Origin of the sequence: Dactylosporangium sp. NPDC051541, from assembly GCF_044454505.1 — a bacterium.
Taxonomy (GTDB): Bacteria; Actinomycetota; Actinomycetes; order Mycobacteriales; family Micromonosporaceae; genus Dactylosporangium.
The window spans coordinates 1,580,588-1,601,434 of the sequence record NZ_JBITDU010000001.1; the positions used below are offsets into that span (position 1 = coordinate 1,580,588).

The following is a 20,847-nucleotide window of genomic DNA, read 5'->3' on the forward strand; positions in this document are numbered from 1 at the left end:
ACGGTTCCGTACGCGCCCGCGCGCCGGCGAATCAGTGCTGCGCGGGCGCGCCTGAGCTGGGTACCTGCCCATGAGGCGCCCAGGAGCGGCAGGTCATTGCCTCGCGTGGCCAAGCACGGCCGCGCTGGAGATACGCGCGGTCGCGTGCGGGGTCGCGGTGGCGCGACGCGTGGCCAGAACGTTGCGCGACCAGGCCTGGCTGCGTGACGCGGTGCGGTGGTGGTGCGCGCGGTCGCGGCCGTGTAGTAGGGGATCGGCGCGGAGGAGGTCGTCGGTGGGGTGGCGGGTTACGCGCGGACGCGGAGCATCTTCGGGTCGTACAGCGGATCTTGGCGGACCACCGCCGGTACCCAGCGGTCGAAGATGCCGACGTCCACCGGGGTGCCGGCGGGGACGTCGCCCGGGAGGTACGCGTAGGCGATCGAGGCGCCCACGCGGTAGCCGAAGCCGCCCGACGTGACGCGGCCGGCCGGTATGCCGTTGATGCGGACCGGCTCGCTGCCCAGGCACACCGTGCCCGGGTCGTCCAGGACCAGGCAGCGCAGCCGGCGCGGGAGCGGGCCGGCGTCGCGTTCGGCCAGCAGCGCCGCGCGACCCAGGAACGGCTTGTCCAAGCGGACGAACGGGGCCAGCCCGGCCGCGAGCGGGCTCGTGTCCGTGGTGAGGTCGCTGCCCCACACGCGGTACCCCTTCTCGAGGCGCATCGAGTCGATCGCGCGGTAGCCCGCCGGGCGCAGGTCGTGCGGGCGGCCGGCCTCCTGCAGCAGGTCCCAGAGCGTCAGGACGTACTCGGTCGGGGCGTACAGCTCCCAGCCCAGCTCCCCGACGAACGTCACCCGCTGCGCCAGCACCGGCACCGGGCCGACGAACAGGTTGACGGCGCGCATGAACTTGAAGTCGGAGGCCGCGAGTGACGTGTCGGTCAGCGGCTGCAGGATGTCGCGCGCGCGGGGGCCCCACAGGCATAGACAGCCGTACGCGCCGGTGACGTCGTCGACGATCACGTCGGCGTCCTGGGCGAGGGCGTGCTTGCGGATCCAGTCGGCGTCCCTGACCCCGCTGGCGGTGCTCGTGACCAGGCGGAAGTGCGATTCGCCGAGCCGCGTGACGGTCAGGTCGGCCTCGATGCCGCCGCGGCTGTTCAGCATCTGGGTGTACGTCAAACTGCCAGTCGGCCGCCCGACGTCATTGGCACACAGGTGCTGCAGCAGGTCCAGCGCGCCGCGCCCGCGTACGTCGAGCTTGGCGAACGAGGACTGGTCGAACAGGCCCGCCGCGCGCGCGGTCGCGGCGACCTCGCCGGCGATCGCGGGGGACCAGTGGCGCCCGGCCCAGCCCTTCGGCCGCTGGGCCTGCGGGGTGAGCTCGGCGTTGACGCCGAACCAGTTGACCCGCTCCCAGCCGGCCTTCTCGCCCAGCTCGGCGTCGAGCTCGGCCAGCCGCGGCCAGACGGCGGAGCGGCGCAGCGGCCGCGCGGTCGCCCACTCCTGGCCGGGGTAGACCACGTCGTAGTACCGGGAGTAGCCGTCCAGCGCGCGGGCGCCCGCCCACCGCCGGCTCCCCGCATACCGGCCGTACCGCCGCACGTCCATGGTGGACACGTCGTACTCGGGCGTGCCCTCGGCGATCCACTCGGCCATGACCTTGCCGACGCCCCCGGCCGCGGCCAGCCCGTGGACGCAGAACCCGGCCGCGACCCAGAATCCCGCGACCGGCGTCTCACCGAGCAGGAACTCGCCGTCGGGTGTGAACGCCTCCGGCCCGTGCACGACCCGGGCGATGTCCAGGGCCCGCAGCTCCGGCACGCGGTGGCGGGCGTTGGCCCACGATTCGGCGAACTTCGGCAGGTCGGGCGCGAACAGGGTCCGGGCCTCGTCCAGCGGGGCGCCAGCCGCCGGCTGCCAGGGGGAGGGGTCGCGCACGTACCCGCCGACGAGCAGCCCGGTCTCGTCGGCGCCGCGGAAGTACACGATGCGGTCCGGGTCGCGGACGGTCGGGATGTCCATCGTGGAGGCGTCGGAGAGCGGCGCGGACACGACGTACTGATGCTTGATCGGCACGATCGGCAGGTCGACGCCCGCGAGCCGGCCCACGTGGCCCGCGGCCGCGCCGGCCGCGTTGACCACCACGTCGGCCGCGACCGCGCCCGCGGTGGTGACGACGCCGTGCACCCGCCCGCCCGCGACGGTGACGCCCGTGACCCGGGTGCCGGTGACGATCCGTACGCCGAGCCGCTCGGCCCCGGCCGCGAGCGCGGTGCCCAGGCGGGCCGGCTCCAGCCACCCGTCGCCGGGCAGCCACCCGGCCAGGCGTACGTCGGCCACGTTGAGCAGCGGCAGCCGATCAACGGTCGCGGCCGGCCCGAGCAGCTCCATGTCGAGTCCGTAGGTGGCCGCCGAGCTGGCCTGGCGCCGCAGCTCCTCCACCCGCTCCGGCGAGGTGGCCAGCCGCAGCCCGCCGACTCCCCGCCACCCGGGGTCGAGCCCGGTGAGCTCCCGCAGCTCCGCGTACAGCCCCGACGAATACATGATCATGCGGGTCTGGCTGACCGTCGAGCGCAGCTGCCCGACGAAACCCGCCGAGTGCCACGTCGTGCCCTCGGTCAGCTCGTGCTGCTCGATCAGCAGCACGTCGCTCCATCCGAGGCGGGCGAGGTGATACGCGATCGAGCATCCGGCCACCCCACCCCCGATCACGACGGCGCGCGCCGTGGCGGGCAGGGCCGAGGGCGTGTCCGCGGGCGGCTCCGGCCGCGGGGTCGGCTCGATCGACATCGCATGATTGTGGCCCAATACCACATCGCGGAAAAGGTCTGAACATGTGCCACTTGTTTCCGGGGCGTAAACGTGAAGATCGCTCTTGACGTGCGGCTTACGGCGGCGTTAACTCGGTGCCACCATGACGCCGATCACAGAGGAACTGCCGGGTTAAAGGCCTGGCTTCGTCCCTATTCGGCCGGCGGATCGCGGCGAAGGGGCCCGGAGCCATGAGTGCGGTGCCGTCCATCGCGGACCTGCTGGAGCGGGTCCCGTCGTGGATGGGGCGCGCGGTCGAGTGGCAGCGGTTGCAGGGTGGGCTGTCCCATCACGTGTACCGCGTCGACGTCGACCGGGTGCCGTACGTGCTGCGGGTGCTGGAGCCGGCGGTCTCGGCGGCCGGGCTCGGCGTCGCGCCCGCGCGGGAGATCGCCAACACCGAGACGGCCGCGGAGACCGTCGGGGCGCAGGTGTACGCCACGCTGCCCGACGTGCCCGCGATCGTCCTGGAGTACCTGCCCGGGCGCACGCTCGGACCGGCCGAGGTGCGCCGGCCCGAGGTGATCCCGGCGCTGGCCGAGGCGTGCCGGCGGCTGCACTCGGGGCCCGCGTTCGGCAACGACTTCGACATCTTCGCCAAGCGGGCGGAGCTGCTGGAGATCTGCCGGCGCAACGACCTGCCGCTGCCGGACGGCTACCACGGCGGGGACTCCACAGTGGACGCGCTGCGGCAGGCGCTCCACGCGCGTCCACTCAGAGCCCTTCCCTGCCACAACGACCTGCTCGCGGAGAACTTCATCGCCACGCCGAGCGGCGTGCGGATCATCGACTACCAGCTCTCCGGCAACAACGACCCGGCGTTCGAACTCGGCGACATCGCCGCCGAGGCGGATTACGACCCGGACCTCACCGGCCTGCTCGCCGAGGCGTACTTCGGCGAGGAGTTCAGCCCGGCGCTGCTGGCGCGGGTCCGGCTGTTCCACATCGCGTCCAACGTGACCTGGGCCCTGTGGTTCACCGTCCACCATGGACTCCTCGCCGCCGCCCGCGGTGAGGACGTGGCGGGCTTCGACTACGCGGCGGAGGCGGCCGACAAGTGGGGACAGGCGCGGGCCGCGCTGGACGACCCCGCGCTCGGGCGCCTGCTGGGCACGGTGAGCGGAAGGAACACCACCACCACCCCCTAATTTCTCAACCGAGGAGGTGCCATGTCGGCATCGCCGACCCAGGCCGGCCTACCGACCCACGACGACGACGAGCAGCGGCTCGCCGAGCTGGGTTACAAGCAGGAGCTGCGGCGCAAGTGGAGCGGGTTCTCCAACTTCGCCATCTCGTTCTCCATCATCTCGATCCTCGCCGGCTGTTTCACCACCTTCGGCCAGGCCTGGATGAACGGCGGCCCGATCGCGATCTCGTGGGGCTGGCCGCTCATCTCGATCTTCATCCTCATCATCGGCTTCTGCATGTCGGAGCTGGTCTCGGCGTTCCCGACGGCGGGCGGCATCTACTGGTGGGCCGCCAAGATGGGCAAGCCGGTGCACGGCTGGTTCACGGGCTGGCTCAACCTGGTGGGGCTGGTCGCGGTCACCGCATCGGTCGACTACGGCTGCGCGACGTTCCTGAGCCTCGTCCTGGACGCCTACACCAGCTGGGACAGCCTCAACCTCAACCTGACGTTCCTGCTGTTCGTCGTGATCCTGGCCGCGCACGTCGCGATCAACATCTGGGGTCACAACATCATCGACGTGCTGCAGAACGTCTCGGTGTGGTGGCACGTGGCGGGCGCGGCCGCGGTCGTGCTGATCCTGATTTTCGTGCCGGAGAAGCACCAGAGCCTGTCATTCGTCTTCACGGAGCGATTCAACAACTCCGGCTACTCCGACAGCACCTACTGGTTCCTCGTGCTGCCGTTCGGTTTCCTGCTCACGCAGTACACCATCACGGGCTTCGATGCTTGTGCCCATGTCTCGGAGGAGACCATCGGCGCCTCGAAGGCGGCCGCGCGGGGTCTCTGGCAGTCGATCTTCTACTCGGCGATCGGCGGCTGGATTCTGCTGCTGGCGTTCCTCTTCGCGGCGACCGATGTGGACGCGATCACCAAGGCCAACGGGTTCTCGGGGGCCATCTTCGAGACCGCACTGAGCCCCGGCTTCTTCAAGGCCGTCATCCTGATCTCCACCATCGGGCAGTTCTTCTGCGGCATGAGCTGCGTGACGAGCATGTCCCGGATGACCTACGCGTTCAGCCGCGACCGCGCCGTGCCGGGCTGGCGGCTGTGGTCCAAAGTGGACCGCAACGGCACGCCGGTCAACGCGATCATCGGCGCGGCGGTCGCCGGCCTGGTGCTGACGCTGCCCGCGCTGTACAAGAGTCCGACCGGCACGCCGACCGCGTTCTACGCCGTCGTCTCCGTCGCCGTCATCGGGTTGTACGTCGCGTTCCTCATCCCGATCTACCTGCGGCTGCGCATGGGCGACCGGTTCGTCCCCGGGCCGTGGACGCTGGGCTCGAAGTACAAGGTGCTCGGCTGGATCGCGGTGGTGGAGATCATCGTGGTGTCGATCTACTTCATCATGCCGTTCACGCCGACCGCGATCCCGGGCAACGACGGGTTCACCTGGACGGCGGTCAACTACGCACCGCTGGCACTGCTCCTGGTGATCGGTGGCGCGGCGGTGTGGTGGGTGGCATCGGCCAAGCAGTGGTTCAAGGGCCCGATCCGGACCATCGACCAGGCCCTGGCCGAGGATACGGCCGCGGCGGCCGACGACACGGCCGCTCCGTAGGAGTACTGAGGGATGATGGTTTCCGGGCCGGTCCTTCCGGGCCGGCCCGGAGACCTATCGGGGAGGTCGGATGCCGGTGGCGACGGAGCCGCTTTCGGGCGTGCCGATGTGGCGCCCGGTCCGGGGCGGCAACGCGTTCGAGATCACCGTCGCCCGGCTGGCCCAGGCGATCCGGCTCGGCCTCGTGCCGGTCGGCGAGCGGCTCCCGCCCGAGCGGGAACTCGCCGAGCGGCTGCAGGTCAGCCGGGTCACGCTGCGGGAGGCGATCGCGGCGCTGCGCGAGGCCGGTTTCCTCGAGTCGCGCCGGGGCCGCTCCGGTGGCACGTTCGTGGTCCGGGCGACCGGCGAGGCGGGGGAGCCCGGTCAGGTCCAGGACGCCGCGGCGCTGGCCCGGGAGATGGGTGACGCGCTGCACGACGCGCTGGACTTCCGCCGGGTGCTGGAGCCGGGCGCGGCCGCGCTGGCCGCCACCCGGGCGCTCTCCGGGGCCGACCGGCAGCACCTGGTCGCGTGCCTGAGCGCCGCGCGGACGCGGGACCCGCTGACCCGCCGGGTCAACGACTCGCGGCTGCACCTGGCGATCGCCGCGGCCAGCGGGTCCACCTCGGTGGCGGCGTCGATCGCCGACGTGCAGCTGCGCCTGGACCGGCTGCTGGCCGCGATCCCGGTGCTGCGGCGCAACCTCGACCACTCCGACGCCCAGCACGAGCGGGTGGTCGAGGCGATCCTGGCGGGCGACCCGGGCGTGGCCCGCACGGAGATGGAAGAGCACTGCGACGCCACCGCGGCGTTGTTGCGCGGTCTGCTGGGCTGAGCGCGCGGCCGCGCGGCCGCGCGGTCGCGGCGCGCTGGTTGCGCGGCCCGCTGGATTGCGTTTATGGTTTCTTTCTAGACCTTTTAGGGGTACTGCATGTTGAGCGTCGAGCAGCTGCGTATCGCCGTGAACGATGGCGAGATCGACACCGTGGTCGTGGCGATCACCGACATGCAGGGCCGGTTGCAGGGCAAACGGTTCCACGCCGGGCACTTCCTCAACGACGTCGTCGCACACGGCACCGAGGGCTGCAACTATCTGCTCGCCGTCGACGTCGACATGAACACCGTCGACGGCTATGCCATGTCCTCCTGGTCCAGCGGCTACGGCGACTTCGCGATGATCCCCGACTTCAGCACGATGCGACGGGTCCCCTGGCTCCCGGGCACCGCACTCGTCCTCGCCGACCTGCAACTGCTCGACGGCCGCCCGGTCGCCGCGTCCCCGCGCCAGGTGCTGCAGGCCCAGCTGGACGGGCTGAGCGAGGCCGGATACGCGCCCTACACCGGCACCGAGCTGGAGTTCATCGCGTTCCGGGAGTCCTACGAGGACGCGTTCCGGCAGGGGTACCGCGACCTGACGCCCGTCACCCTGTTCAACTCCGACTACTCGCTGCTGCAGACGGCGCGCGTCGAACCGCTGCTGCGCCGCATCCGCAACGACATGGCGGCGGCCGGCCTCACACCCGAGAGCGCGAAGGGCGAGTGCAACCTCGGGCAGCTGGAGATCGCCTTCCGCTACGACGCCGCGCTGCCCAACGCCGACGGGCACGTGCTGTACAAGAACGGGGCCAAGGAGATCGCCGCCCAGGAGGGCGTGTCGATCACGTTCATGGCCAAGCCCAACGCGCGGGAGGGCAACTCCTGCCACATCCACTTCTCGCTGCGCGGGGCCGACGGGCGCAGCGCGGTCGCGGGCGACGGCGAGCACGGCGTGTCACCGATGTTCCGCAGCGCCATGGCCGGCATCCTCGCCACGCTGCGCGAGTTCACGCTCTTCTACGCGCCCAACATCAACTCGTACAAGCGCTTCCAGGCCGGCTCGTTCGCGCCGACCGCGGTGCGCTGGGGTCTGGACAACCGCACCTGCGCCCTGCGCCTCGTCGGGCACGGCCCCTCCATGCGGGTCGAGAACCGGGTGCCGGGCGCGGACGTGAACCCGTACCTCGCCATCGCCGCCCTGTGCGCGGGCGCGCTGCACGGCATCCGCAACTCCCTCGAGCTCGAGGACGTGTACACCGGCAACGCCTACGAGGACGCGGACGCGCCCCGGGTGCCGGCCACGCTGCGGGAGGCCCTCAAACTGTGGGAGGGCAGCGCGGCCGCGCGGGCGGCGTTCGGGGAGGACGTCGTGGCGCATTACGCCAACATGGCGCGCATCGAGCTGGCAGCGTTTGACGCGGCGGTCACGGACTGGGAGCTCGTGCGCGGCTTCGAGCGCCTTTAGCGGGTACTTCTGAAAGGGTTTCTATGCACGACGTCATCTCGCCGGTCGATGAGCGGGTCGTGGCGACCGTACCGTCGCTGACCGAAGCGGAGACCGACGCCGCGATCGAGCGCGCCCACGCCGCTTTCGCCAGCTGGCGGGCGGTGTCACCGGGCGACCGCGCGCGCCTGCTGCGCCGCTTCGCCGCCGTGGTCGACGCGCACAACGAGGAGCTCGCCCAGCTCGAGGTGCGCAACGCCGGGCACACCATCGGCAACGCCCGCTGGGAGGCCGGCAACGTCCGCGACGTCCTCGACTACTACGCGGGCGCGCCCGAGCGGCTCAGCGGCCGCCAGATCCCGGTCGCCGGCGGCCTCGACGTCACCTTCTACGAGCCGCTCGGCGTCGTCGGCGTCATCGTGCCGTGGAACTTCCCGATGCCGATCGCCGGCTGGGGCTTCGCGCCCGCGCTGGCCGCGGGCAACACCGTCGTGCTGAAACCGGCCGAGCTCACGCCGCTGACCGCGATCCGGCTCGGCGAGCTGGCCCTGGAAGCGGGCATTCCACAAGACGTTTTCACGGTACTGCCGGGAAAAGGGTCGATCGTCGGTCAGCGCTTCGTCACCAATCCGCTCGTGCGCAAGATCTGCTTCACCGGCTCCACCGAGGTCGGCAAGCGGATCATGGCCGGCTGCGCCGAGCAGGTGAAACGGGTGACGCTGGAGCTCGGCGGCAAGAGCTCCAACATCGTCTTCGCCGACGCCGACCTGGAGCGGGCGGCCGCGTCCGCGCCCGGCTCCGTGTTCGACAACGCGGGCCAGGACTGCTGCGCGCGGTCGCGGCTGCTCGTGCAGGCGAGCGTGTACGACCGGTTCATGGCCCTGCTGGAGCAGTCCGTGCGGTCCTTCCGCTGCGAGGACCCGGCCCTGGAGTCGGCGCAGATGGGCCCGCTGATCTCGGCCGGCCAGCGCGACAGCGTCCGCTCCTACGTCGACGAGGCCGCGGTCGCGTTCCGCGGCAGCGCCCCCGACGGGCCCGGCTACTGGATGGCGCCGACCGTGCTCACCGCCGCGTCCGCGCAGGACCGGCACTGGCGCGAGGAGATCTTCGGCCCGGTCCTGTCGGTGCTGCCCTTCGCCGACGAGGACGAGGCGGTGCGGCTGGCCAACGACACCGAATACGGCCTGTCCGGCTCGATCTGGACCCGCGACCTCGGCCGCGGCATCCGCGTCGCGCGGGGCGTGGAGACCGGCGCGCTCAGCGTCAACTCGCACTCCTCGGTGCGGTACTGGACCCCGTTCGGCGGGGTCAAGCAGAGCGGCCTCGGCCGCGAGCTCGGCCCGGACGCGGTCGCCGCGTTCTGTGAAGTCAAGAACGTCTTCTTCAGCACGGAGGTATAGGTGCAGCCACGTCTGCAGGACCGCGTCGCGGTCATCACCGGCGCCGGCAGCGGCATCGGCCTGGCGACCGCTCGCCGCTTCGCGTCCGAGGGCGCGAAGGTGGTCGCCGTCGACCTGAACGAGGCGGCCGGCAAGGCGGCCGCGCAGGAGGTGGGCGGCGAGTTCGTGGCCGTCGACGTCGCCGACGAGGCCGCGGTCAAGACCCTCTTCGACGGCGTCGTCGAGCGCCACGGCCGGCTCGACATCGCCTTCAACAACGCCGGCATCTCGCCCCCGGACGACGACTCCATCCTGGACACCGGCGTCGAGGCCTGGGAGCGCGTGCTGAAGGTGAACAGCACCAGCGTGTACTTCTGCTGCAAGTACGCCCTCCCGCACATGCTCGCGCAGGGCAAGGGCTCGATCATCAACACCGCCAGCTTCGTCGCGCTGCTCGGCGCGGCGACGTCGCAGATCGCCTACACCGCCTCCAAGGGTGCGGTGCTGTCGATGACCCGGGAGCTCGGTGTGCAGTTCGCGCGCCAGGGGGTACGCGTCAACGCCCTCTGCCCCGGGCCGATCGCGACACCGCTGCTGATGGAGCTGTTCGCGAAGGACCCCGAGCGGGCCCAGCGCCGGCTCGTGCACGTGCCGATGGGCCGGTTCGGCACGCCGGAGGAGATCGCGGGCGCGGTCGCGTTCCTGGCCAGCGACGACGCCTCCTTCATCACGGCGTCGACGTTCCTGGTCGATGGCGGCATCACGGGCGCGTACGTCACGCCGCTGTAGGCCCACGTGCGAAGTGGTCGATGCGCCGGTCCGCGGGCCAGGTGGGGAAGCGATGTGAACGAATATGTCTAGGCCGATCATCGGCATCACCGCATATGCGGAAACGGCGCGCTGGGGCGTCTGGGACACCCGGGCGGTGCTGGTCCCGGAGGCGTACGTGCGGATGGTGCGCGCCGCCGGCGCCCGCGCGGTCGTCATCCCGCCCGACTACCTCGGCGGCCCCGAGGACGCGGCCGCGCTCATCGAACGGCTCGACGGTCTGGTCCTGGCCGGGGGCGCCGACATCGACCCCGCGCGGTACGGCGCGGAGGCGCATCCGAGCACCGTCACCCGGCCCGAGCGGGACGCGGGGGAGCTGGCGGTGCTGCACGCCGCGCTCACGGCCGACCTGCCGGTGCTGGGCGTGTGCCGAGGCGCGGAGCTGCTGGCGGTCGCCTACGGCGGGTCGCTGATCCAGCACCTGCCCGACGTCCTCGGCAACGCGCGGCACCAGCCGGCGTCCGGGGTCTACGGGGTGCACCCGGCCCGGTTCGCGGCCGGGTCGTGCGCGGAGCGGATCTTCGGACCCGCGGACGAGGTCAACTCCTACCACCATCAGGCGATCGGGTCGCCCGGCGACCTCACCGTGACCGGCTGGGCCGACGACGAGGTGATCGAGGCCGTCGAGGACCCCGCGCACCGGTTCGTCCTCGGCGTCCAGTGGCACCCGGAGGAGATCGGCGACGTCCGACCTTTCGCCGCCCTCGTCCACGCGGCCGCGGGCCTGGATTCGCCGATCGCCGTCCACTGACCCGCCACCCACCCGCCGTTCACCCCCAGCCCGCACGGACGCGCGCGGGCGCGTGGGCATTTGGTGGCGGTGAGCGGTTCGGGAAGAGGGGTGGGTGGGTAGGTTTGGCGCATGCGGATCGGGTTCGGGCTGCCGGTGTCGGGGACTTGGGCTACGCCCGAGCGGGTGGGGCGGGTCGCGGTGGCGGCGGAGCGGGAAGGGTACGACTCGCTCTGGTCGTTTCAGCGGCTCTACGTCGGGGCTGAGCAGGAGATCGACCCGTTCTATCGCAGCGTGCTCGATCCGCTGGTCGCGCTCGGGTACACCGCGGCGCTGACCACGACGATTCGGCTCGGAGTGGCGGTCATCAACCTGCCGTTCCTGAGCCCGGCCTACCTGGCCAAGCAGGTGGCCAGCCTTGACGTGCTCAGTGGCGGGCGGGTGGATCTCGGGCTCGGGACCGGGTGGTCGGAGGCGGAGTTCACGGCGGCGGGGGCCAGTGGGGAGCGGCGGGCGGCGCGGACCCGGGAGTTCGTGGCGGTGCTGCGGTCGCTGTGGCGGGATGACGTCAGTGCGTTCGCCGGGGAGTTCTACACCGTGCCGCCCGGGCGGATGTTGCCCCGGCCCGTCCAGGAGGGCGGGGTGCCGATTCTGCTCGGCGGGTCCGTGCCGGCGGCGCTGCGACGGGCGGGCGAGATCGCCGACGGGTGGGTCAGCCGCAGCGCGCACGACCTGACGCAGATCGCCAAGGACATCGAGCTGGTGCGCGCGGGCGCGGAGAAGGCCGGCAGCGACCCGGACCTCCTGCGCATCGTGTGCCGGGGCGCGCTGTTCCGGCCCGGGCGCGAGATCCTCAACGGGTCCTGGGAGAAGATCCGCGAGGACGTCGCCTGGCTCGGCACCCAGGGGGTCACCGAGATCTTCTACGACCTCAACTTCGACCCGTCGATCGCGAGCCTCGACGCCGACCCGGACGCGGCCGAGGAGCGGGCCCTGGACATCCTGCACAACCTCACCCCGCGAGGGCTAAGTTGAGGGCATGTCGCGACCGGTCATCGGCCTGACCACGTACGCCGAGGAAACCCGCTTCGGGCTCAACGACACCTTCTCCGCGGTCCTGCCGCTCTCCTACGTGCACGCCGTGCACGCCTCGGGCGGCCGCGCCGTCCTCGTCACCCCGGACGACCCCGACGCCGACGTCCTCGACGGCCTGCACGGGATCATGTTCACCGGCGGCTCTGACGTGAACCCGGACCTCTACGGTGAGCCGCCGCACGCCACCACCAAGGTCAAGCCCGAGCGCGACGCCGCCGAGCTGCTGCTCATGCGGGCCGCCCTGGAGGCCGACCTCCCGCTGTTCGGCATCTGCCGCGGCATGCAGCTCATGTGCGTCGCCTACGGCGGCCGCCTCCATCAGCACCTCCCCGACGTCCTCGGCCACCACAACCACCGCCCGGTGAGCGGCCCGAAGTTCGGCGAGCACCCGGTCCGCCTCACGCCGGGCTCGCGCACGGCCGCGATCCTGGGCGAGGCGGTGATCGTCAACTCGTTCCACCACCAGGGCTGCGCCGACCCGGGGCGCCTCGCTCCGACCGGCTGGTGCCCCGAGGACAACCTCATCGAGGTCGTCGAGGACCCGTCGCGCAGCTTCGCCGTCGGCGTCCAGTGGCATCCGGAGGACACGACGGACTTCCGCCTGTTCGAGGCCTTCGTCGAGGCCGCGCGGGTGCGCCGGGACCAGGTGGCGGCCCAGCGCTGAACTTGTTCGAGCCAAGTGGCCACAAGGCCCTCATCACTGCTACTCTCTCCCGCGTGAGGACAACCCGCGTGGGGGTTCAGTGGACCCCTTGAGCCAGGCGCTGCTGCTCCGCCCTCCACCTTCGGGCTGCTGGACCATCGAGGACGTCGTGGCCCTCGACGAAGTCGAGGGGCTGCGGTTCGAATTGCACGAAGGTGTGCTGCTCGTCCTGCCGCTGTCCTGGGGCCATCATGCGGTTGCGGTGTCCGAGGTGCAGGGTCATTTCTTCGGGTCCGAGCGCGAAAGCTTTTTCGGCATCGGGATAGGGATCGGGGAGCGGAGTCTCTACCTGCCGGACATCACCGTGTTGCGGGAGGGTGCCGAACTTGAACCGGACCAGTGTGTCTTTTCGCCGGCGATCGTGGAGATCGTGGTCGAGGTGGTGCAGCAGACCTCGGAGGACATGGACCGGCTCGTGAAGCCGCTCGCCTACGCGCGGGCGGGGGTGCCCCACTTCTGGCGGGTGGAGCGCACCCCCGAGAGCCACGTCGTGTGGAAGCACGACCTGCGTGGTGGTGCCTATCAGCTCACCGGCGTGGTGCCGATCGAGGCGCTGAACTAGGACGCGGCCGCCTCGTCCGAGGTGCGGTGCTCGATGCGCAGGTCGGGCGCGGTTTCGCGGTACTGCTCGCGGTCGTCGGAGTCTTGCAGTACCGCCGCCGCCTGGGCTTCTGGATCGTCACTGCCGGCGGCGAGTTCCTCGGGCAGCAGGTCGGAGCGGTCGCGGATGCGGTCGTCGTCGATCATGCCTGGGTGGTTACCCGGACGGGCCCGTGTTGATGCGCGTTAGGCTTCTGGCCATGAAGGTTCGTGCTCCGCTCGCTCCCGGCACGCAGACTCCGTGGCGTCAGGTTCCCGCCGGCATCGCGCGGCCCGAGTATGTCGGCAAGCGCGCGCCCGCCAAGCACCGCGGGTCCGACGTGCAGACGCCCGAGATCATCGAGCGGATGCGGGTCGCGTCGAAGCTGGCCGCGCAGGCGACCGCGCTCGCCGGGGAGCACGCGCAGCCGGGGGTCACGACCGACGAGATCGACCGGGTGGTGCACGAGTTCCTCTGCGACAACGGGGCCTACCCGTCGACGCTGGGTTACAAAGGCTTCCCGAAGTCCTGCTGCACCTCGCTCAACGAGGTGATCTGCCACGGCATCCCCGACTCCACCGTGATCGAGGACGGCGACATCCTCAACGTCGACGTCACCGCGTTCATCGGCGGGGTGCACGGCGACACCAACGCGACGTTCTGCGTCGGCGCCGTCGCCGAGGACGACCGGCTGCTGGTCGAGCGGACCAAAGAGGCGATGATGCGCGGCATCCGCGCGGTCGCGCCCGGGCGGCCGCTCAACGCCGTCGGCCGGGTCATCGAGGCCTACGCCAAGCGCTTCCACTACGGCGTCGTGCGCGACTTCACCGGGCACGGCATCAACGAGGTGTTCCACACCGGGCTCTACGTGCCCCACTACGACAACCCGCGGCTCACCACCGTCATGGAGCCGGGGATGACGTTCACCATCGAGCCGATGATCACGCTGGGCACGCACGAATACGACATCTGGAAGGACGGCTGGACGGTCGTCACGAAGGACCGCAAATGGACGGCCCAGTTCGAGCACACGATCGTCGTCACCGAGGACGGGTACGAAATCCTGACGCTGCCGTAGTGGCCTGGCCCGTCCCGGGGCCCATGGCTTCCCCGGGACGGCAGGCTCACGAGACGGCGAATTAGTTGGTACGACCAGTCGCTTATCGCGGCTGCATCGTCGGACCGGCCCACGCGGTGCGGCGCATGTCTGGCCCTCCTCTCGTCTAGACGCTCGTGGCGTGATGCAACGATCGTCGCGGAGCGGACAGCCCGATGGGGTGACGCCGGCTTGCTGTGGCACAAGTTCGGGAGTATCGGCCTCAGACGTCTTTGCCGGGGAAGACGGGCACCAGTGGGGTCATACTGCCGGCCTTGCGGAACGCGACCGCGCGCGTGGTGCAGTCGATGAGGGCCTCGAGCACGATCTTGCGCAGGTCGCCGTCGGTGGCGGGCAGCGCCAGGCGCCACTGGGCCCCCGTGCGGTCCTCCAGCTGGACGGCGAGCTTCAGCGCGCCCGCGCGGTCGGTGACGGCGAACGGCAGCTGGTAGGACGGTGCGGTCGGGGGCGGCGTGACCCCGTCGCTGGTGAGGCGGACCAGCAGCGCGTCCCGGCGGGTGCGGTGCGCGTTGTCGGCGGCATGCGCCAGGGCGATCGTCGCGCTGTCGAGCTTGGGTCCCAGCACGCCGTACCCATAAATCGCAGCGTGTTCGGCTTGTAATGCCGCGACCAGGCGCTCGTCGGCGGCCGTCATGCCAGCACCTCCTGATGGCCGGCCCGGCAGGCGGCGATCGAGCCCAGGAGCGCGGCCCGGTAGGACGGGGCGGCCAGGCAGACACCCTCCGCGTCCTGGCGGGCGTCCTTCTCCTGCTGGGCCAGGTCCTTCAGCGCCGCCGCCTGGTCGGCCGGGACCGGCGCGGCCGAGCCCGTGACCTGCGGGGACCCGCTGGGGGCGGGGAAGGGGCCGCGCTCGGGCAGGCCGATCTCGCGGGCCAGCGCGACCACGTGCTGATCGTGATCGCTCTTAAGCGGGCCGAGCCGCTCCTGCAGGGCCGGGACGGCGGTCAGGACGGCGGCGTAGCGGTCGCGCAGCGCGACCGTGCGGGTCAGGAACGGCATCAGGGTGTCGCTCGCCGGGTCGTACTGCGGCGCGGGCGGGTCGCCGCCGAGATCACAGGCCGTCAGCGACCCGGTCGTGACCGCCGCGGCGGCGGCGAGCAGGGCGCGTCGGCGGAGAGGCACGCGCAACAGTGAACACCATCGGCCGCTCCGTGCGCGCACCCGCCCTCTGAAGGTGCTGGTGAATGGCCCTGCCGGGTGGCGTTGGGAGCGCCGCTGGGGCGTCCGCACGCACGCCGCGTTACGCTCTGCACGAGCCGCCCGCGCGACATGACGCAGGCGGCGTTGAGCCGTGCGCCCGTGCGGGTGCCAGAAGGAGGGGTGTCGATCTATGGCGCAGCAGCATCGACAGAGCCTCCTCGCCGTGGTCGAACCGGTGGTCACCGCCGGTGGCTTCGACCTCGAAGATCTGTCCGTCACCCGGGTCGGGCGGAAGCACCTGCTGCGCATCGCCGTCGACAGCGACGCCGGCGTCGACCTGGACAAGGTCGCCGAGCTGTCCCGGAGCATCTCCACGGCCCTGGACAAGGCCGAGGCCGAGGGTGACGAGCTGATCGCGGGGGAGTACGAGCTGGAGGTCGGCTCGCCGGGAGTCTCCCGGCCGCTGACCCTGCCGCGGCACTGGCGGCGCAACCGCAGCCGGCTGGTCAAGGTCAAGGTGGCCGGCCGCGAGGTGACCGGGCGGATCGCGACCGCCGACGACGACGGGGTGACCCTGGACGTCGACGGGGTACGCACGACGCACGCGTACGCCGACCTCGGGCCCGGAAAGGTCGAGGTCGAGCTGAAGCGGCTGGCCGACCTGCCCGACCCCGACGACGAAGAGACCGACGAAGACGAGGACGACGACGAGGAAGGGGAGGACGGGGCATGAACATCGACCTTGCGGCCCTCCGCGCACTGGAGCGCGAGCGCGAGATCCCGTTCGAGACCATCCTCGCGGCGATCGAGACGGCTCTGCTGACCGCCTACCGGCACACCGAGGGGGCCAATTCGCACGCCCGGGTCGAGATCGACCGGAAGACCGGCGCGGCCTCCGTGCTGGCCCAGGACGTCGACGAGGACGGGGCGATCGTGCGTGAGTACGACGACACCCCGCACGACTTCGGGCGCATCGCGGCGATGACGGCCAAGCAGGTGATTCTGCAGCGGCTGCGCGAGGCCACCGACGAGGCGCACTTCGGCGAATACGTCGGGCGCGACGGCGACCTGGTCACCGGCGTGATCCAGGCGCACGAGGCGCGGGCCGAGAAGGGCATCGTCACCATCGACCTCGGCAAGATCGAGGGGATGCTGCCGGCGGCCGAGCAGGTGCCCGGGGAGCGTTACGAGCACGGCCAGCGGATCAAGGCGATCGTCGTGCACGTGGCCAAGGGCTTCCGCGGCCCCCAGGTCACCCTGTCGCGCTCGCATCCCAACCTGGTGAAGCGGCTGTTCGCTCTGGAAGTGCCGGAGATCGCCGACGGTACTGTCGAGATTGCCGCGATCGCGCGAGAAGCCGGACACCGGACCAAGATCGCGGTGCGCTCCACCGTCACCGGGGTGAACGCGAAGGGGGCCTGCATCGGCCCGATGGGGCAGCGCGTCCGCGCGGTCATGAGCGAGCTGCACGGTGAGAAGATCGACATTATCGACTGGTCCGAGGACCCCGCGCAGTTCGTCGGAAATGCCCTTTCTCCCGCAAAAGCGCTCAACGTCGAGGTCGTCGACGCGGCCAACCGGGCCGCCCGGGTGACCGTCCCGGACTTCCAGCTTTCCCTGGCCATCGGCAGAGAGGGCCAGAACGCACGGCTCGCCGCGCGGCTCACCGGATGGCGGATCGATATCAGACCGGACAACGCTCCGGACGGCAACGTCGATCACGTCACCGGACCGGGCGCGGCGCGCGCCGAAAGTGCAGGGTAGACTTCTTGACGGTACGTCGCACGCCCCCGGCTGGCATGCCCGCGATTCCGGTTTCGCCGGTTCGCACCTGCATTGGATGCCGGAAGCGTGCGTCATCCTCCGAGTTGCTGCGATTTGTCGCGATCGAGAGCGGTCCTGACCAGTTCAGGACTGTCCCCGATCCGGCTCGCAGACGGCCGGGCCGGGGAGCACACCTGCATCCCGATCCGGCCTGCCTCGCGCTAGCGGAGCGTCGGCGCGCCTTCGGGCGGGCCTTGCGCGTCACCGGTGTCCTGGACACCGGTCCGCTGGCCGAAGCCGTCGCCCCGGCGACGGTGACGGAGCCGGAGCATACGCAGTGACCGGAACCGCCGGTGGTGGGAGCGCGACGCCCCACCCGGACACGCTAGGTAGGACGACGGACATGAGCACACGATGAAGTCCCTGAGATGACCAGGCTTCAAGTGCACGAGTGAGGTCGGAGCGGAACTTGCCGCCCGGCCTCGAGGTGAGGAGTGTAGTGGCAGGCAAGGCCCGCGTACACGAGCTAGCGAAAGAGCTCGGGGTCGAAAGCAAGACCGTACTCGCGAAGCTGCAAGAGCTCGGTGAGTACGTGAAGTCCGCATCCAGCACGGTCGAAGCGCCAGTGGCGCGCCGGCTGCGTGCGAGCTTCGAAAACGGTGGAGGGTCGTCCGCTTCGGCGCCCTCGGCACCCCCCGCGCCGTCCGCGTCGGCCCCTTCGTCGGCGCCGGCTCCCGCGGCACCCCGTCCGACGCCGTCTCCGACGGCGAAACCCTTCGCGCCCCCGAAGCGGCCCGCGCCGCCCGCGGGCGGCGGATCCGGTGGTCCCGGAGGCGGTGGCCGCGGCCCCGTACCCGGCCCGCCGCGTCCGGCGCCGCCGGCGGTCAAGCCCACGAGTGCGCACGACATCGAGGTGGCGGCCGCCGAGCAGCGGGCCGCCGCGCTGAAGGCTGAGCAGGAAGCGGCGATGAAGGCCGCCCAGCAGGCCCGTCAGCGGGAGAACACCCGGCGCGACGCGCCGCCGCCGCCCAGCGGTGGTGGCTCGGGTGCGCCGTCGCCCGGTCCCCGGCCCGGCCCCGCGCCGAGCTCGGACCGCGGTGCCCCGGCCGCCGGCGGTGCCCGCCCCGGTCAGGGTCCGCGCCCCGGCGGCGGCCAGCGTCCGCCGCGGTCTCCGGGCAACAACCCGTTCGGTGTGTCGGGTGGCGCCTCGCCGCGCCCGCCGACACCCGGTGGCATTCCCCGGCCCAACCCGTCGTCGATGCCGCCCCGGCCCAACCCGTCGCAGATGGGCGGGCCCCGGCCCAACCCGTCGCAGATGCCGAGCCAGCGGCCCGGTCGTCCCGGCGGTGGACCCGGCGGTGACCGTCCCGGTCGTCCCGGCGGCGGCGGTGGCGGCGGCGGTGGCTTCCGCGGCGGTCCCGGTGGCGGCGGCGGTGGCGCCGGTCGCCCCGGCGGTCCCGGTGGCGGCGGTGGCGGCTTCCGCGGCGGTCCCGGTGGGGGCGGCGGCGGTGGCGGCGGTGGCTTCCGGGGTGGTCCCGGTGGCGGCGGCGGTGCTCCCGGCGGTGGCGGCGGCTACCGCGGTGGTCCCGGCGGCGGCGGCGCTCCTGCGGGCGCCGGTGCCGGTCGTCCCGGCGGTGGCGCCGGCGGTCGCGGCCGTGGCGGCGGTGCCGCGGGTGCCTTCGGGCGTCCCGGTGGCCGGCCGACGCGTGGCCGCAAGTCGAAGAAGCAGCGCAGACAGGAGTTCGACAACCTCTCCGCGCCCACCATGGGCTCGGGCGCTCCGCGGGGCCAGGGTCAGGCGATCCGCCTCCCGCAGGGTGCGTCGCTGTCGGACTTCGCCGACCGCATCAACGCCAACCCGGGCTCGCTCGTCCAGGAGATGTTCAACCTGGGCGAGATGGTGACGGCTACCCAGTCGTGCACCAACGAGACGCTGCTGCTGCTCGGTGAGCACCTCGGCTTCGACGTGCAGATCGTCAGCCCCGAGGACGAGGACCGCGAGCTGCTGGCCCGCTTCGACATCGACCTCGACGCCGATGTCGACGAGGACCGCCTGGTCGTCCGGCCGCCCGTCGTGACCGTCATGGGTCACGTCGACCACGGTAAGACGAAGCTGCTGGACGCGATCCGCCAGACGAACGTCGCGGGCGGCGAGGCCGGTGGCATCACCCAGCACATCGGCGCCTACCAGGTCCACGTCCAGCACGAGGAAGAGGACCGCGCGGTCACCTTCATCGACACCCCGGGTCACGAGGCGTTCACCGCCATGCGTGCCCGTGGTGCCCAGGCCACGGACATCGTGGTCCTGGTGGTGGCGGCCGACGACGGCGTGATGCCGCAGACGATCGAGGCGCTCAACCACGCCCAGGCGGCCGAGGTGCCGATCGTGGTCGCGGTGAACAAGATCGACAAGCCCGAGGCCAACCCGGCCAAGGTGCGGCAGGAGCTCACGCAGTACGGGCTCGTCGCCGAGGAGTACGGCGGCGAGACCATGTTCGTCGACATCTCGGCGAAGAGCCGGATCAACATCGACGGACTGCTCGAGGCCATCCTGCTGACCGCCGATGCCGCGCTCGACCTGCGCGCGCCCACCGACGGCCCGGCCCAGGGCATCGCGATCGAGTCGCACCTCGACCGCGGCCGCGGCCCGGTCGCCACCGTCCTGGTGGAGAAGGGCACGCTCAACGTCGGTGACTCGATCGTCGCCGGCCGCGCCTACGGACGCGTCCGCGCGATGCTCGACGAAAACGGCAAGCCCGTGCCGCACGCGGGTCCGGCCCGTCCGGTCCTCGTGCTCGGCCTGACCTCGGTGCCCGGCGCCGGCGACACGTTCCTCGCCGCCGACGACGACCGCACCGCCCGTCAGATCGCCGAGCAGCGGCAGGCCCGCCGCCGCGCGGCCGAGATGGCGGCGCGCACCGGCCGGGTCACCCTCGAGACGCTGTTCGACCAGCTCAAGCAGGGCGAGAAGACCACGCTCAACCTCATCCTCAAGGGTGACGGCTCGGGCTCGGTCGAGGCGCTCGAGGACGCGCTGGTCAAGATCGTCGTCTCGGACGAGGTCCAGCTGCGGATCATCCACCGCGGTGTCGGTGCGGTCACGCAGGACGACGTCAACCTGGCCAGCGCCTCGGACGCGATCATCATCGGGTTCAACGTGCGGGCCGAGGGCCGCACGCGCGACCTGGCCGACCGCGAGGGCGTGGAGATCCGGTACTACACCGTCATCTACCAAGCCATCGAGGAGATCGAGTCCTCCCTCAAGGGCCTGCTCAAGCCGGTCTACGAGGAGGTCGAGCTCGGCTCGGCGGAGATCCGCGAGGTCTTCCGCTCGTCGCGCTTCGGCAACATCGCGGGCTGCATCGTCCGCAACGGCCTGATCCGGCGCAACACCAAGGCGCGCCTGATCCGGGACGGTGCGGTGGTGAACGACAACCTCACGATTGCCGGTCTGCGGCGCTTCAAGGACGACGCCACCGAGGTCCGCGAGGGCTTCGAGTGCGGTATCACGCTCGGGACGTACAACGACATCCAGATCGGTGACGTCATCGAGACGTGGGAGCTTCGGGAGAAGCCCCGCACCTGATCGACGCAGTAACCCCTGGGGCCGTGGCTTGTTTGCCACGGCCCCTTTGGTTTGGCTTGCTTCCAGCTCTCGCCGACTTGCCTGACCTTCTGCCGTGCCTCTTGCTTCCTCTGGCTCTGGCTCTGGCTCTGGCTTGCCTTGGGC

The 20,847-nt window shown here is 71.5% G+C and carries 19 protein-coding genes; 15 read left to right on the plus strand and 4 right to left on the minus strand.

The features are described 5' to 3' along the window. Nucleotides 1–287 precede the first annotated feature (287 nt). Nucleotides 288–2,774 (minus strand): FAD-dependent oxidoreductase, encoded by a 2,487-nt coding sequence (locus ACIA8L_RS07140; protein ID WP_395901304.1) that lies wholly within the window; start codon nucleotides 2,772–2,774, stop codon nucleotides 288–290. Nucleotides 2,775–2,986: 212 nt separating this feature from the next. On the opposite strand from ACIA8L_RS07140, the gene ACIA8L_RS07145 reads away from it, so the two are divergent. From ACIA8L_RS07145 to ACIA8L_RS07190, 10 genes are all read left to right on the plus strand, one after another. Then, entirely contained in the window at nucleotides 2,987–3,943 is a 957-nt protein-coding gene (locus ACIA8L_RS07145) for a choline/ethanolamine kinase family protein (protein ID WP_395901306.1), read from the plus strand. A 21-nt stretch (nucleotides 3,944–3,964) separates the two neighbouring features. Beyond that, on the plus strand, nucleotides 3,965–5,542 hold the full coding sequence (locus ACIA8L_RS07150) for an amino acid permease (protein ID WP_395901308.1): 1,578 nt from the start codon (nucleotides 3,965–3,967) through the stop codon (nucleotides 5,540–5,542). Between the two features lie 70 nt (nucleotides 5,543–5,612). After that, a complete protein-coding gene (locus tag ACIA8L_RS07155; RefSeq protein WP_395901310.1) occupies nucleotides 5,613–6,356 on the plus strand; it encodes a FadR/GntR family transcriptional regulator in 744 nt (247 codons plus the stop codon). Between the two features lie 96 nt (nucleotides 6,357–6,452). After that, nucleotides 6,453–7,802, plus strand: a complete 1,350-nt coding sequence (locus ACIA8L_RS07160) for a glutamine synthetase family protein (protein ID WP_395901312.1) — start codon at nucleotides 6,453–6,455, stop codon at nucleotides 7,800–7,802. 23 nt (nucleotides 7,803–7,825) lie between these two features. After that, nucleotides 7,826–9,181: an aldehyde dehydrogenase family protein gene (locus tag ACIA8L_RS07165; protein ID WP_395901314.1), complete on the plus strand. Its 1,356-nt coding sequence runs from the start codon at nucleotides 7,826–7,828 to the stop codon at nucleotides 9,179–9,181. Next, the gene (locus ACIA8L_RS07170) at nucleotides 9,182–9,949 is read left to right on the plus strand and encodes a 3-oxoacyl-ACP reductase (protein WP_395901316.1); all 768 of its coding nucleotides are present in this window, start codon (nucleotides 9,182–9,184) and stop codon (nucleotides 9,947–9,949) included. A 64-nt stretch (nucleotides 9,950–10,013) separates the two neighbouring features. Then, nucleotides 10,014–10,739 carry a gamma-glutamyl-gamma-aminobutyrate hydrolase family protein gene (locus ACIA8L_RS07175; RefSeq protein WP_395901318.1) on the plus strand — a complete coding sequence of 242 codons (726 nt, stop codon included), beginning with the start codon at nucleotides 10,014–10,016 and terminating at the stop codon, nucleotides 10,737–10,739. A 111-nt stretch (nucleotides 10,740–10,850) separates the two neighbouring features. Further along, on the plus strand, nucleotides 10,851–11,753 hold the full coding sequence (locus tag ACIA8L_RS07180) for an LLM class flavin-dependent oxidoreductase (RefSeq protein WP_395901320.1): 903 nt from the start codon (nucleotides 10,851–10,853) through the stop codon (nucleotides 11,751–11,753). A gap of 4 nt (nucleotides 11,754–11,757) precedes the next feature. Continuing rightward, a complete protein-coding gene (locus tag ACIA8L_RS07185; protein WP_395901322.1) occupies nucleotides 11,758–12,477 on the plus strand; it encodes a gamma-glutamyl-gamma-aminobutyrate hydrolase family protein in 720 nt (239 codons plus the stop codon). An 88-nt stretch (nucleotides 12,478–12,565) separates the two neighbouring features. Next, complete coding sequence (locus ACIA8L_RS07190) at nucleotides 12,566–13,078, plus strand: Uma2 family endonuclease (RefSeq protein ID WP_395901324.1); 513 nt, start codon at nucleotides 12,566–12,568, stop codon at nucleotides 13,076–13,078. Here the strand turns inward: ACIA8L_RS07190 and ACIA8L_RS07195 are convergent. Continuing rightward, nucleotides 13,075–13,263: a hypothetical protein gene (locus ACIA8L_RS07195; protein ID WP_395901325.1), complete on the minus strand. Its 189-nt coding sequence runs from the start codon at nucleotides 13,261–13,263 to the stop codon at nucleotides 13,075–13,077. The two genes, ACIA8L_RS07190 and ACIA8L_RS07195, sit on opposite strands and share 4 nt — an antisense overlap. 53 nt (nucleotides 13,264–13,316) lie before the next feature. Here ACIA8L_RS07195 and map point away from each other — a divergent pair, with 53 nt between their 5' ends. Beyond that, nucleotides 13,317–14,174, plus strand: coding sequence for a type I methionyl aminopeptidase (gene map / locus ACIA8L_RS07200; RefSeq protein WP_395901327.1), 858 nt, complete (start codon nucleotides 13,317–13,319; stop codon nucleotides 14,172–14,174). 241 nt (nucleotides 14,175–14,415) lie between these two features. Here map and ACIA8L_RS07205 read toward each other — a convergent pair whose 3' ends face one another. Next, entirely contained in the window at nucleotides 14,416–14,847 is a 432-nt protein-coding gene (locus ACIA8L_RS07205) for a ferritin-like domain-containing protein (RefSeq protein WP_395901329.1), read from the minus strand. After that, nucleotides 14,844–15,335, minus strand: coding sequence for a hypothetical protein (locus ACIA8L_RS07210; RefSeq protein WP_395901331.1), 492 nt, complete (start codon nucleotides 15,333–15,335; stop codon nucleotides 14,844–14,846). The genes ACIA8L_RS07205 and ACIA8L_RS07210 overlap by 4 nt, the downstream gene beginning before the upstream one ends. A gap of 208 nt (nucleotides 15,336–15,543) precedes the next feature. Here ACIA8L_RS07210 and rimP point away from each other — a divergent pair, with 208 nt between their 5' ends. The 4 genes from rimP (at nucleotide 15,544) to infB (ending at nucleotide 20,703) form a co-directional block, all read left to right on the plus strand. After that, on the plus strand, nucleotides 15,544–16,086 hold the full coding sequence (gene rimP / locus ACIA8L_RS07215; RefSeq protein ID WP_395901333.1) for a ribosome maturation factor RimP: 543 nt from the start codon (nucleotides 15,544–15,546) through the stop codon (nucleotides 16,084–16,086). Beyond that, a complete protein-coding gene (gene nusA / locus ACIA8L_RS07220) occupies nucleotides 16,083–17,117 on the plus strand; it encodes a transcription termination factor NusA (RefSeq protein ID WP_395901335.1) in 1,035 nt (344 codons plus the stop codon). The genes rimP and nusA overlap by 4 nt, the downstream gene beginning before the upstream one ends. 35 nt (nucleotides 17,118–17,152) lie before the next feature. Continuing rightward, nucleotides 17,153–17,458 (plus strand): YlxR family protein, encoded by a 306-nt coding sequence (locus ACIA8L_RS07225; RefSeq protein WP_395901776.1) that lies wholly within the window; start codon nucleotides 17,153–17,155, stop codon nucleotides 17,456–17,458. 158 nt (nucleotides 17,459–17,616) lie between these two features. After that, on the plus strand, nucleotides 17,617–20,703 hold the full coding sequence (gene infB, locus ACIA8L_RS07230) for a translation initiation factor IF-2 (protein WP_395901337.1): 3,087 nt from the start codon (nucleotides 17,617–17,619) through the stop codon (nucleotides 20,701–20,703). Nucleotides 20,704–20,847 lie beyond the last annotated feature (144 nt).

Coding starts and splice junctions, on each gene's coding strand:
- ACIA8L_RS07140 (WP_395901304.1), bottom strand. CDS start 2,774: ATGTCGATCGAGCCGACCCCGCGGCCGGAGCCGCCCGCGGACACGCCC.
- ACIA8L_RS07145 (WP_395901306.1), top strand. CDS start 2,987: ATGAGTGCGGTGCCGTCCATCGCGGACCTGCTGGAGCGGGTCCCGTCG.
- ACIA8L_RS07150 (WP_395901308.1), top strand. CDS start 3,965: ATGTCGGCATCGCCGACCCAGGCCGGCCTACCGACCCACGACGACGAC.
- ACIA8L_RS07155 (WP_395901310.1), top strand. CDS start 5,613: ATGCCGGTGGCGACGGAGCCGCTTTCGGGCGTGCCGATGTGGCGCCCG.
- ACIA8L_RS07160 (WP_395901312.1), top strand. CDS start 6,453: ATGTTGAGCGTCGAGCAGCTGCGTATCGCCGTGAACGATGGCGAGATC.
- ACIA8L_RS07165 (WP_395901314.1), top strand. CDS start 7,826: ATGCACGACGTCATCTCGCCGGTCGATGAGCGGGTCGTGGCGACCGTA.
- ACIA8L_RS07175 (WP_395901318.1), top strand. CDS start 10,014: ATGTCTAGGCCGATCATCGGCATCACCGCATATGCGGAAACGGCGCGC.
- ACIA8L_RS07180 (WP_395901320.1), top strand. CDS start 10,851: ATGCGGATCGGGTTCGGGCTGCCGGTGTCGGGGACTTGGGCTACGCCC.
- ACIA8L_RS07185 (WP_395901322.1), top strand. CDS start 11,758: ATGTCGCGACCGGTCATCGGCCTGACCACGTACGCCGAGGAAACCCGC.
- ACIA8L_RS07195 (WP_395901325.1), bottom strand. CDS start 13,263: ATGATCGACGACGACCGCATCCGCGACCGCTCCGACCTGCTGCCCGAG.
- map (WP_395901327.1), top strand. CDS start 13,317: ATGAAGGTTCGTGCTCCGCTCGCTCCCGGCACGCAGACTCCGTGGCGT.
- ACIA8L_RS07205 (WP_395901329.1), bottom strand. CDS start 14,847: ATGACGGCCGCCGACGAGCGCCTGGTCGCGGCATTACAAGCCGAACAC.
- rimP (WP_395901333.1), top strand. CDS start 15,544: ATGGCGCAGCAGCATCGACAGAGCCTCCTCGCCGTGGTCGAACCGGTG.
- nusA (WP_395901335.1), top strand. CDS start 16,083: ATGAACATCGACCTTGCGGCCCTCCGCGCACTGGAGCGCGAGCGCGAG.
- ACIA8L_RS07225 (WP_395901776.1), top strand. CDS start 17,153: ATGCCCGCGATTCCGGTTTCGCCGGTTCGCACCTGCATTGGATGCCGG.